Origin of the sequence: Paenibacillus donghaensis, assembly GCF_002192415.1 — a bacterium.
Lineage (GTDB): Bacteria > Bacillota > Bacilli > Paenibacillales > Paenibacillaceae > Paenibacillus_AQ > Paenibacillus_AQ donghaensis.
In genome coordinates, this window is sequence record NZ_CP021780.1 from 5,256,153 (window position 1) to 5,268,827 (window position 12,675).

The window sequence follows — 12,675 nt, forward strand, 5'->3', positions numbered from 1 at the left end:
CAAGAGACTGCCGGTTTCTGATCATAGCCGTTTGCAGGCTTGCTCTATTTCTTGCTCCGTACTTCAAAAATGGCGAATTTCAGGTAATGGCCTTCATTAACGCCCAGAATCTGCGGATGGTCCTTGCCAGCGGCCCGCCATTCGATCAGGCGCAGCACCTTGCCCGCATCCTTGGCCGCGTCGGCAATCGTCTCCAGGAACAGCTCCGGCTGCATGTGGTACGAGCAGCTGGCTGTTACCAGATAGCCGCCCTCATTGACCAGCTTCATGCCATGCAGGTTGATATCCTTGTATCCGCGGACCGCCCCTGCCACTGCCCCCTTGCTCTTGGCAAAAGCAGGCGGATCCAGGATCACCACATCCCAGCTCCGGCCACCGCCCGCCGTCATCGGCTTGGCTGTATCCGCCTTGGCTGCGCCCGAAGCGGTCGCCCGCTCTGTCCGCTCATCCAGCCCTTTTACCTGATTGCGCAGGTAGGCAAAGGCATCGTCCACGACAAATTCCACCCGATCCGTGAACCCGTTCAGCTCCACATTGACCTTCGCGCTTTCGATGGCATGGGCAGAGACGTCCAGACAGGTAACCTTTTTGGCGCCGTATTTGCAGGCATGCAGTGTGAAACTGCCGGTATGCGCGAAGCATTCCAGCACCGTTGCCCCATCCCAATAGGGGAAGCTGACCGGCTTGCCGCTTTTGTTCACAGGCAGCTGCTGCAAGGAGCCGTCCTCGGCCTCCACTTCCTGCAGCGTAATTCCGCTGCGTCCGCCCCAGCCCTTCATCAGCGGAGCAATCGAAGCGCGGTTCTCGCGCTGGTCGAAGAAATATCCGGTCTTCTGGCCTTCCTCAATATCGACGGTCAGCTTCAGCCCGTTCTCGCTTACGGTCACATGGCGCGGACAGTCACCGTACAATACGCCGGTTGTCTGCTCCAGGCCTTCCAGCCCGCGCACACTGACATCGCTGCGTTCGTAGATTCCCTGCGGCGCCATGACCTGCACCAGCGCTTCGATGATCTCGGTGCGGCACTTATCCATACCAAGCGTCAGCAGCTGCACCACCAGAATCTCGCCGAAACGGTCTACAATCAGCCCCGGCAGAAAATCCGCTTCTCCGTAAACCAGCCGGTACGCATCCGCACCCGGGAGGAAACGCTGTCTGTGCTCCAGACACTGGGTGAACCGTTCAATAAAGAACGCCGTATCCATCGCTGCAAGCGGAGCCTGCGACACAATTCTGACCGTAATCTGTGATGCCGGGTTGTAGTATCCGGTTGCCAGGTATCTCTTCTGGTGATTAAGCACCTCTACCAATCTGCCCGCCTGCGGCTCTCCCTCTACGGAAGCGATCTCCCCTGCAAAGACCCACGGATGGCTCTGTTCCAATCTTTTTTTGCGGTTTTTGTCCAGAATAACCGATGCCAATATCTTCAACTCCTGTTTCTCTTCAAAATAGTTTGTATACATGTCCTTAGCATTGCCTTCATATATTGGTGTACAACCCCCGTCCAAAGGAGCCTGTCCTATGATCCGTGATCTGCTGTTCCCTATCCTATATGGTCTTGTGATCTTTCTGGCCGGCATGAAGCTGATGGAGACCGCCATGTCCAAGCTTGCAGGCCCGCTGCTGCGGAGCAGCCTGAATAAAGCCACCTCCACACCGGTCAAAGGTCTGATCGCCAGCAGTCTGCTCTCCGCGCTGCTGCAGAGCAGCACCGCTGTTACGGTGCTGACGATCGGCATGGTCAATGCCGGGCTGCTGACCTATGCCCGCACGCTGGGCATTATTCTCGGCAGCAACATCGGCACCTGCCTGACCACCGAGCTGATCAGCCTGCAGCTCAGCTCGGCCGCCGCGCCGCTGCTGGCCGCTTCGCTCAGCCTGTGGGCCGCCGCCGTCGTCGCCGGCGAGCTGCCGGGACCGCAGCGGCTGGCAGCAGCCGGGCGGCGGATCAGCAGCCCGCTGCAGTTCATCAGCTTGGCGGTGGCCGGGTTCGCGCTTGTCCTGTGGGGCATCGCGGTCATGCAGTCCATCGGCCCCGCCCTGCAGACGAGCGGCCTGTTCCAGTGGTTCCTGGACCACGCGGCTACCAGCGCGTTATGGGGGCTGGCGGCCGGGGCCTGCCTGACCGCCATGCTGCACAGCAGCGCCGCCGTCATCGCCATGTCGATGGGCGTGGCCACTTCAGGCGCGATGCCGCCGGAGCTGGGCATCGCCATTGTGCTTGGCGCCAATGTGGGCACCTGCGTAACAGCCGTGATCGCCTCGATCGGCGGCTCGCCCTCCGGCGTCTTTGTCGCCTGGTCTCATGTGGCGCTTAACGTCGGCGGCGCTCTGCTGTTCCTGCCCCTGATCGGGCCGCTGGAGCAGGTCACCGCCTGGATCGGCGGCGGCCCCGCGGCCCGGATCGCCCATGCGCAGACGATCTTCAATGTCGTCTGCTCGCTGGGCGCTCTGCCGCTCTGCTACCTGCCGGTGTGGTCCAGGCTGGAGGCACGCCTCCAGTCCTGATCCCGCTGCCGGCGCTGCTCCATAACCGGCATCCGGCTATCGCTGTATTATTATACTTCAAACCATGCTGCACATCTAATACGGATATCACTTCTGCATGAACAGCTAAGCCATTGCAGAGTCTCTAAATTCTCTAATCCGCAAAAATCCGCCGACCGGCTCTGCAGCCCATCGGCGGATCTTCTTACGGTTTAGTTCTATTTAACCGTTACGTTTACTGTTACAATTTTGCCGCCGAACTTGCCTTTAATCGACGAGGTTCCCTTGCTCACGGCGGTAATGCTGCCGGAGGAGGTTACTCTGGCTACACCCGGCTTGGAGCTTGTCCAGGCTGCACTGCCTGTCACCACAGCTGTCTTGCCTGTGTCATAAATCGCTGTAACGATCACGCTCTGTACACTGCCCGGAGCCAACTTCAGCCGGGTTTCGCTTACCGTCAGCTTCTTCAGCTTGGGCACTACCGTAATCTTCACAGTGGCGGCAATGCCCTGGTAGGAGCCGCTCAGAACCACGTTGCCTTCGGCTACCGCTTTGACTGAGGTTCCCTTTACAGTGGCTACCTCCGGATTGGAGGACTCCCAATTCATCAGGGAGGAGACGTTTCCTGTCTTGCCATTCGAATAATAGGCCGTCACCTTGATTGCTTTGGAGCCTTTGATATTCATCTCCAGCTGGGCCGGTTCCACGACCAGCTTGTTCACCTTCTGCTCAATGGTAACCTGGATGGTGATTGTTTTGTTGGCATAAGTTCCTTTCAGTGCAGCGGAACCTTTGACCAGACCTTTAACCACCTTACCTTTAGCTGTGGTTTTGATAATCGCATTCGCCCCCGACAGCTCCCATTCAATCGTTTCCGAAACATTCCGCTCATCGCCGTTCTCCATCACAGCATTGATCTGGGGAAGCGGCTGCTCTTCACCGGTAACCACTACGAAATTATCATCCGGTCCAAGCAGAATCAGCACTTTATCCTGCACTTCAACCTGCAACTCAACGCTTGCGGCACGGATGCCGGCTTGAGCCGCAGTTACACTTGCAGTCTTAAACTTGCCAGTCAATTTGACTGTACCTGGCTTACCTGCGGTAAGCTTGCCATCCTTGATCATTACAACATCCTCATTGGCTGAGGTCCATTCCACTTCCTCGCTTAAATCAAGCGTTGTACCGTCCAGCTTCGTACCGCTCACCTTCGGCAGAGCTGCGGATTCTGCGGTGAACAGCTTCAGCTCTGTTTTGTCAGCCTTTAGCTCAGTCACTGTAGGGTGTACGGTTACCTTGAAGCTTCTGCTTATTCCCATATATTCTGCCTTCACAGTAGAAGTTCCCACAGCCTTGGCAGTCACCTCTGCCGCCCCGTTCGCTGTCGCAACGGTTGCCGCCAGCTGGTTGTCTGAGCTCCAGACGGCGCTTGCCGATACATCCAACGTGGAGTTGACGGCGTTTCTGACCTCTGCCTTAAGCTTAAGACCTTCACCCATGAACAGGGCCTGATCGCCTGCCGGTGTGAGCAGCAGCGCTTCATAAGGAGCGCGGACATAGACATCCACCGATTTCGACACACCGAGATAACTTGCGGTGATAACGGCTTTGCCGGCCCCCGTTACCTTAATCTGGCCGTCTTCTACCGTAGCCACATTCTCATTGGAGGAGGACCATTCCGCGTCTGCGGAAATGTTATTCTCAGCAGTATCTGCCCCCGCCTTGGTCATGGCAGACACAGCAACCGGCTGGTCGCCCATCAGCAGCTCAAGCTCTTTGATCTCAACATTGTCCTTCTTAAGCACAATGGCCGAGTAAGGCAACTGAACTACTGCTTTGAAGTTTGCCGTCAGCCCTTTGTATTTGGCGGTAATTATTGATGTGCCTTCACCTGCCAGCGTAATTTTGCCAGCCGTGATGCTCAGCACTGCACTGTTGGAGCTGCTCCATTCCGCGTCGGCTGTGACATCCTTGATTGCGGTTGCCGATTGCCCGCCGGTAACATTGGCCTTCACGAGCAGCTTGTCGCCGCTGTCACCCAATTTAAAGATACCTGCCGAGGTGTGCACCAGGCTCAATTCCTTAAAGGAATGCGTTACCGATACTTCTACTGTAGTCAGCGCGTTATTGTATGAGGCCTTGATCACTGCTATCCCGGTATCCACCGGAGTCAGCAGGCCATTAACAACCTTAGCCACACCCGTATTGGAGGATTCCCAAACTACGGCGCCTGTCACATCTTTTTTGGAAGAAGAGCCTTCCACATTAGCATATACTTTCAGTTGCTTCGGCGTTTGGCCTACGATAAGTTCCACTTTTGCCGAGCTCTCAAATTCAATCGAATTAATATCGCCTGCAGCTGCCAAGACGCTTACCGGAAAAGCAGCAGTGGCAATCAGCACCATGATGAGCAGCAATTTCGTCATTTTCCTGTACACAGTCATTAGTTCTCTCCTTAGGCTATCAGTTATTTTCCACACTCTTCCACTATATCGACATTAAACAGCCCATAGTTTACCTTATTTCAAAATTAGCTGGTAGTCGCTCACAATTTAGCAGGGGGACTTCTTCCTCAAAATTCAAATATAAATAATCCCGCTAGTCAAAACCAGCGAGATTATTCATTCGATCACCCGGACGCTTCCGGGTAGTTTCTTCTATTATTATATTGAAGAAGAGCGGTTCAGCATCCAGCATATGAAGCGCAAGGGCATCACCACTATGCCCCGTCCTCAATGGACAGCCCTTCCGAGTCTATAAGCTGGACATTCCCGCATCCATGGAGCCGGATAGCCGGCGTTTCTTTCGTTTGCAGACGGATTTCACTCAGTGTTAAGCTTTCGGCATAACGTCCGACAATCCCCTGCACCGCTGCCGCGCGCAAACCCTCCACAGTAAGTCCGGCAAGCGGCTGCTCAGGCAGCCCGTTGATCAGCAGTGCAGTTGCCGCTCCATGGCAGTTAATATTCCGGAGTGTAATATTCCGGAATTCAGGGGTTTCCTCTGTAACCGGATAGCTCTGCTTATCGAAGCCCTCCGAACCCTCAGTCCCTGCGTAAAACATATGAAAGGATACAGCTTCATGTACAATTCCGCTCATGGAGATGTTCTCCGCAACGATGTCTTCTACAAGACCGCCTCTTCCCCGGGCGCTTTTGAACCTCAGTCCAATGTCTGTGCCGATGAACAGGCAGTCGCTGATCCTGACCGCATGGACTCCGCCAGACATTTCACTGCCGATCACCACTCCGCCGTGCCCATGGTATACCGTACAGCCGCGAATCGTGATAAACCGACAAGGCAAACCCAATCTTCGCCCTTCTTCATCTTTTCCTGATTTCAGGCAGATCGCGTCATCCCCAACATCGAAGCGGCAATGCTCCACCAGAGCATACGCGCATGAATCCAGATCCAGACCGTCCCCATTCTGCGAATACCACGGATTGCGGACATGGATATTTCGGACGGTGACCTGCTCACAGGCCCATGGATGAAGACACCATGCGGGCGAATTCTGGAAGGTCGGCCCTTCCAGGAGCACCTGGCGGCAGTTCCGCAAGCTGAGCAGCGCTGGCCGGAGATACGCACGGATCGGCAAATATGACTCCATGGCCGTGTCGCCCTGCTGCTGCAGCGTTCGGTAAATCGACTCTCCTTCCATCGCCTCAGCGGATGGCCACCAGATGCCGGCTTCCCGATCAAGCGCTCCCCCTGAGGCAATAAGCTGATCCCACTGGGCGTCCGTCATCTTGAACCGCTTCACCGGTCGCCAGCCTTCGCCTCCACCGTCAAATATGCCTTCACCCGTAATCGCTACATCACTCAGCCCTTCCCCGTCCAACGGCGCCTGGCAACGCCAGTCCGCAACGCCTTCATATTGAGAGGAAACCAGTGGATACAGACTGCAGTCAGAGTCAAACAACACCAGCGCTCCTCGATCGGCGTATAGATTAATCCTGCTGCGGAGGGTGAGGGGCCCGGTTCGCCATATTCCCGGAGGGATCAGTACCTTACCGCCTCCCGCAGCGGCACAGGTATCGATCGCCTCCTGAATAGCGGCGGTGCAGAGCGCCGCCCCATCCCCGACAGCTCCATAATCGGCAATGCTGAAATTCTGCGGGGCAATCTGCGGCAGCTCAGGAAGTCGGTACTCCTCCAAATTCTGATTTCTATTCATCAATGTTTCCCTCCCCGGTAATCTAGTCATTTCGGTTACTACTTAGAACCCTCCGGGGATGTGGCCACGCTACCTTAACCCAAACACTCCCCTAAGAAGTAACCGTTATCACATCTAAATCGGTGGTGGATTCCTACGGAGGCCTAAGCAGCAACGTCCTTCATAATGTCAAACCAATTATAGTTCAAGCAAGTTTAAATTTCTTTCGTTTTAGATGTCTATTTCCTCAATTTTTATACTTTCTTGCTATACCTGATATATTTTATCGAGAGGATACCGCGATATAATACATGTCTCCTGCCCGTACCAGGCAAGGATCAGGGTTGAAGCCCCTTAGTATTGGATTCTGTATGATACCGGTCTTCATCTGCTCTGAAATCATTCCCATGCTCCTTCCTATTGTGAAAGACAATAGTCTTTACCTATTCCTTCACGGCAGCCGGACGCTGCAGGAATTCGTATTCCCCGCAAGCGAGCAGGAACGCGCCAAGACCTTTTTGATCATTGGTGATGATCGGCTCACTGATATAGTAGGCATAGCTGCCATCTCTCCGGTCATCCCCGCCGAGTCCGGCGACCTGGCAGTTTTTGTTCAGGTTGACCCAGCCGCTGTTCGTCACAAGCGCAAATTCCGCGATCAGCCCCTGATAGGCGTGGTCCAGCGTCTCAAGCCAGCTGTTATCCAGCACACCAAGCCTGATGCCCTTGGCTATCGCATAGGTAATCATGCTGGAAGCGGAGGCCTCCAGATAATTGCCTTTGCGTCCACCCTCATTGACAACCTGATACCATACCCCGGATTCTTGATCCTGGTACTTCCGCAAGGCAGCCAGCGTGTCGTTCAAAATACGTGCCAGAGTCTTGTAATCCCCGTGATCGGCAGGAAGCATAGCAAGCACATCCGCCAGCGCCATCACATACCAGCCGAGCGATCGGCCCCAGAAGTTCGGGGAGAGGCCTGTTACCGGATCACACCAAGGCTGTATTCGCTGTTCATCCCAGGCATGATATAAGAGACCCGTCACTTCATCCTTCGTATGGCGCTCACACAGAATAAACTGCCGGGTCACATCCTCCAGGCCCTTTCCTTCTTCAAAGGCAAGCAAATATTCCAGATAGAACGGGGAGCCCATGTACAACCCGTCCAGCCAGATTTGGTAAGGATAAATTTGTTTATGCCAAAATGCACCCTCCGAAGTCCGGGGATGGCCTGCAATCTGCGCTCTTAACAGGGCCGCGGCCTGTTTATATTTCTCCTGCCCCGTTTCCTGGTAGAGGACGAACAGCAGCTTGCCGTTATTGAGATGATCGATATTGTATTCATTGAGGCGATATCCGTTTACAGAGCCGTCTTCACCGATAAAATTGTCCATATTGTTCTGGATATACTCCAGATACTTAGCTTCCCCTGTCTGTCTCCACAGCAGCTCGAAGCCCTTCAGGATCACTCCGTAATCATAAGACCACTTGCCGTGGTACCCTTTGTCCTCATACAGTCTAGGCGTCCGTTCCATGATGGAATCCGCCATCCGTACAGCCCAACCAGCCGTAGTGCTTGCTTTGGTGTTCGCCATATCTTCCTTCCTCCCGGTTGAATAAAATATGGTCCTATCCGCCTCCATCAGCGGGTAGGACCCCTAAGCTATACTCTTGTCATACATGCTGTGAGCTTACATTCTTTAAGGATTTATGGCTTTATAAGCTGCCTCGTATTCGGAAATAATCATGCTGCCTCCGGATTTCTCCCACTTTTCAATCTCGGATTTGTACCCTGCCAGATCGATTTTTCCGAGGATATATTTATAGGTGGCATCCGTAACAATCTTCTGCAGCTCTGAGCCTTGTGTAGTGTTCGTCTCGGATTCCAGTGAATAGGCAGGGTTCAGTACAGCATAGTTTGCATTTTCTTCAATTAGCTTCTCGGCTTCCACCTTAAGCGGATCGGCATCATGAATTTTGTATCCAACTTCTTTCGGACGGGATGATGAGAACGGCTGCACTTCCTGCTGCCACAGATCGGTGTCCTTAATCGTTACCGCCATGTCCGCATCTACCGTATAATGCACATCCTGGATACCGTAGGTCATGAGGGCATAGACATCATCATTCATGATATCGTTCACAAATTTCAGAATCCGCTTCAGCTCTTTCTCATCCTTGACCTCCGATTTCGGGAAGGACAGCAATCCGCCGATTCCGTTTGTCCCCGCCCAGATCGCACGGTCTGCTTCATTGCCGGTCGAGGTGATGTCATTAACCATAACTAGTTCCATATTGTCCTGAATACCTTTGGACATGTTCAGCAGATTTTTGCTGTCAAACAATGCGCCGACATAAATCCCGGCTTTCCCCTGTGCAAAGTTCTGCTGCTGGTCATTTTTGGCGGTTACCGCAAAATCCTGGTTGATATAGCCGCCTTCAAATGAGGCTCTCATATAATCCATGGTTTGAATGTAAGATTCCGTTTCGAACTCCGGTGTCATGATGCCGGCATCATCCACCGCCCAAACGTTCGGTGTTCCGAAGTAGGAGCCCAGTGTTTTGAACGCTCCGTACACCAGGTCGCTGCGGTCCATAAAGCCGGTTGTATCCTTTTTGCCGTTGCTATCAGGGTCCTTCTCGGTAAACGCTTTCGCAATCTCAAGCAGTTCGGCTGTAGTCTTCGGAACCGCCATTCCCAGTTTATCGAGCCAGTCCTTGCGGATAATGACGCCGTTTCTGGCTTTGGCTTTCTGGAACGGTACGCCGTAGAGCTTCCCTTCAATGGATGCCGAGTTGCGGGTATCCTGGGAGATGGCTGCCAGATTCGGGAATTCGTCCAGATAAGGGCTCACTTCCCAGAACATGCCCGCTTTCAGCGCGTTGCGCACCGAAGAATTATCAAGGATGGTCAGTGTAACAATATCCGACAGCGAACCCGAAGCCAGAGAAGTGTTAATCCGCTCTTCCTTAGAGGCATCCGGAACCCAGGAGAACTCGATTTCCGCATGGGTTGCTTCTTCAATTTTGCTAAGCACCTTATCCGTTGGCGGTGATGCTGTATGCAGCAGGTTCAGCCAGGTAATCTTGGCCTTAACGTTCTCTGCCTCCGCTGTTGTCCCCGATTTAGCCGATTGCGCCTGACTGTTAGTATTTGAGTTTCCTCCACCACATGCTGAGAGTACCAGACCGCTGCACAGCATCAAGGCTGCAAGTTTCTTGTAATTGCGACTCATGAACACTACCCCTTTTATTCGTAATAGTATTGCTGTATCTTCCACCCCCGCTGGTGGCAGGGGCATGAATTCTGAGTATTGCAGAGCTTAATATACGCCGTCTTCCCCGACCTTCTTGGCCAGCTTGTTCGCCAGAACGACGAGCACCAGACCCACCACTCCCTTGAACAGTCCGACGGTCGTACTGAAGCTTAATTGGCCGTTCTTGAGTCCGGCGGTGTAAATATAAGTATCAAAAATTTCTCCAACTTCTCGGTTCAAGGAATTAATCAGCAGGTACATATGCTCAAACCCGAGGTCCAGCGTATGACCGATCTTCAGAATAAGCAGGGTAATGATGACCGGACGAATGGCTGGCAAGGTGACATGCCAGGTTTTGCGCAATCTTCCTGCCCCGTCCATTTCAGCGGCTTCATACAATTGGGTGTCCACTACGGTAATGGCTGCCAGATAGATAATGGTCGACCAGCCCAGCTCTTTCCAGATGATTTGCCCGATGTACACGGTGCGCAGCCATTCGGGAGAGGTCAGGAAGCTGATCTTATGCCCTCCGAGCGCCGCAATGATCTCGTTCAGCACCCCGCCGTCCACATTCATGAATACATAGGAAATCGAGACGATAATGACCCATGACAGGAAATGCGGGATATAGATAATCGTCTGGATGGCACTCTTGAACATCTTGTGCCGGACCTCATTCAGCATCAGCGCCAGAATAATCGGGAGCGGGAAAAAGATCACGATGTTCAGCGCAAACAAAATCAGTGTATTACGCAGCAGCATTAAAAAGGTAGGTTCGGTAAACAAGCGGATAAAATGCTTGAACCCGACCCAGGGACTTCCCGTGATGCCCAGATACGGCTGATAATCCTGAAAGGCGATGATTAGCCCGCCCATGGGCAGATACTTAAAAATAATGAAATAGAGAAATCCCGGCAGTATCATTAGATACAACAGCTTGTGCCTTTTTAGACTCAGCAGGCTATGCGCCGTTCGTTTTATTCTCACCGGTGGTGCTTTCATCTGTACCCCGGTGACATTTGCCTCTTTCACCTGATCGGCCTCCTTGATCGCGTTTCTTAACGCTTCCCAGATTACGGAGATTTGCTTATTACGTATATAATCATTAGTTACTGCCGCTCTGTAAACCGCGCTGTTATACGGTTCTCCAGCCCATAGCCCCTTGTGATGATTACGATCATATATAAGGATCATGGGGCACTCTGCCCACATTTTCCTCCCGAAACAAAGCCTAAGCTAATGATTATATACGGAATACAAGGCCCCTGATAAAGTTTCATTGAAACGATTACAAGGAGGATAACTGCATGGCGCAATCATCATTTAAAAAAGAAACTATGGGCAACCGGATATTTACCATAGTCAATACCACCCTGCTGGCACTCATTGCCCTCATCTGTCTTTTACCCTTTGTCAATGTATTTGCCAGTTCCTTTGCTTCAACACAGGAAGTAGTGGAGAAGAAGTTTATTCTCTTCCCGACCACCTTTTCTCTGGATGCTTACCGTTATATCCTGTCAACGCCAACTATCTTTAAAGGATTAACCGTGTCCATCCTTGTCACTCTGGTTGGAACCGTCGTCAGCATGATTCTTACTGCGCTGATGGCTTACGGCCTGTCGCGAAGATATCTGTATGGACGGGATTTCATCAACTTTATTGTCGTGTTCTCCATGCTCTTCAGCGGAGGAATGATTCCCACCTTCCTGGTCGTCAAATATTTCCATCTGATTGATTCCTACTGGTCGCTGATCTTCCCGGTAGCCGTTAATGCCTTCAACCTGATTATCATGCGCAACTTCTTTCAGGCGTTGCCGGACAGTCTTGAGGAATCGGCCAAAATCGACGGCTCCAATGATTTCGGCGTGTTCATTAAAATTATGCTGCCGCTGGCGCTGCCGTCCATTGCCACCCTCTCCCTCTTCTATGGAGTGGCTTACTGGAATACCTACATCACCGCGATTCTGTATATCACGGATTCCACCAAATGGCCGATTCAGGTGCTGCTGCGCCAGATTGTCATTGTCTCCAGCGGCATGCAGGCAGAAAGCACTTCGGTCGATATCATTCCGCCGGCCCAGACGATCAAAATGGCGGTTATTGTGGTCGCTACTGTTCCCATGCTGATCGCCTATCCGTTTGTGCAGAAGCATTTCACGAAAGGTGCCCTGCTGGGTGCAGTCAAAGGCTAGCAGACTTCGGCAAAAGAGGCTCATGTGCAATCCTTGGCCGCTTAACAAAGAACAAAGCAACAGGGGCTGTCCCGTAAGCCATCACATGGCTGCTTGGGATAGCCCCTGTTGTTTTTGAGTAGGATTGACGTGTGCACTTGGTGCAGACGCTCCGCGAACGGACCGTTGTTCCAATCGCTGTTGTCCCCAGATTTTATTTATTCTCCTTAGCGGTGAAAATCCGGGGACAAAGGCGACCGCTGCCGCTTTTCCACAATCGTTCTGTCCTCTCCGCTGCTTTAGGCAGGAAAAGTTTCTACAATTCTCTTTAAAATCACAAAAAGAAATCGCCCTTTGGTAAAATGGAGGTACCACTACCATTTAAAAAGGCGATTTCTTTGTACATTCAATATACCATGGACTGAAGAACAACCGGGGATTCCAAAGATTTCTGCTTCGAGGGATCGAAAAAGTGACGCTTGAGGTCGGATGGCTTTCGCTTGCCCACAACCTGCTGAAGCAAGTTGCCAATGACCAAAAACGATAGAGCAGCGATTCTCCAATAACGGGAGAATCGCTGCTCGCTGTCTTTTTACGGCTTTTA

The 12,675-nt window shown here is 52.6% G+C and carries 8 protein-coding genes; 2 read left to right on the plus strand and 6 right to left on the minus strand.

Annotated features, from left to right (window positions below; all coding sequences use genetic code 11):
* Nucleotides 1-44 precede the first annotated feature (44 nt).
* Nucleotides 45-1,421, minus strand: a complete 1,377-nt coding sequence (locus tag B9T62_RS24060) for a class I SAM-dependent rRNA methyltransferase (protein ID WP_087920403.1) — start codon at nt 1,419-1,421, stop codon at nt 45-47.
* A gap of 100 nt (nt 1,422-1,521) precedes the next feature.
* Between B9T62_RS24060 and B9T62_RS24065 the strand changes: the two genes are divergently transcribed.
* Nucleotides 1,522-2,508 carry a Na/Pi cotransporter family protein gene (locus B9T62_RS24065; protein ID WP_087917604.1) on the plus strand — a complete coding sequence of 329 codons (987 nt, stop codon included), beginning with the start codon at nt 1,522-1,524 and terminating at the stop codon, nt 2,506-2,508.
* A gap of 197 nt (nt 2,509-2,705) precedes the next feature.
* On the opposite strand, the gene B9T62_RS24070 is transcribed toward B9T62_RS24065, so the two are convergent.
* The 5 genes from B9T62_RS24070 to B9T62_RS24090 all read right to left on the minus strand — a co-directional run bounded on the left by B9T62_RS24070 (nt 2,706) and on the right by B9T62_RS24090 (nt 10,902).
* Nucleotides 2,706-4,931 (minus strand): hypothetical protein, encoded by a 2,226-nt coding sequence (locus B9T62_RS24070; protein ID WP_087917605.1) that lies wholly within the window; start codon nt 4,929-4,931, stop codon nt 2,706-2,708.
* 275 nt (nt 4,932-5,206) lie between these two features.
* The gene (locus B9T62_RS24075) at nt 5,207-6,664 is read right to left on the minus strand and encodes a glycoside hydrolase family 28 protein (protein ID WP_087917606.1); all 1,458 of its coding nucleotides are present in this window, start codon (nt 6,662-6,664) and stop codon (nt 5,207-5,209) included.
* Between the two features lie 422 nt (nt 6,665-7,086).
* Nucleotides 7,087-8,238 (minus strand): glycoside hydrolase family 88/105 protein, encoded by a 1,152-nt coding sequence (locus B9T62_RS24080; RefSeq protein ID WP_087917607.1) that lies wholly within the window; start codon nt 8,236-8,238, stop codon nt 7,087-7,089.
* 105 nt (nt 8,239-8,343) lie between these two features.
* Nucleotides 8,344-9,879: an extracellular solute-binding protein gene (locus tag B9T62_RS24085; RefSeq protein ID WP_087917608.1), complete on the minus strand. Its 1,536-nt coding sequence runs from the start codon at nt 9,877-9,879 to the stop codon at nt 8,344-8,346.
* A gap of 87 nt (nt 9,880-9,966) precedes the next feature.
* A complete protein-coding gene (locus tag B9T62_RS24090; RefSeq protein WP_087920404.1) occupies nt 9,967-10,902 on the minus strand; it encodes an ABC transporter permease in 936 nt (311 codons plus the stop codon).
* Between the two features lie 305 nt (nt 10,903-11,207).
* On the opposite strand from B9T62_RS24090, the gene B9T62_RS24095 reads away from it, so the two are divergent.
* Nucleotides 11,208-12,092: a carbohydrate ABC transporter permease gene (locus B9T62_RS24095; RefSeq protein ID WP_087917609.1), complete on the plus strand. Its 885-nt coding sequence runs from the start codon at nt 11,208-11,210 to the stop codon at nt 12,090-12,092.
* Nucleotides 12,093-12,675 lie beyond the last annotated feature (583 nt).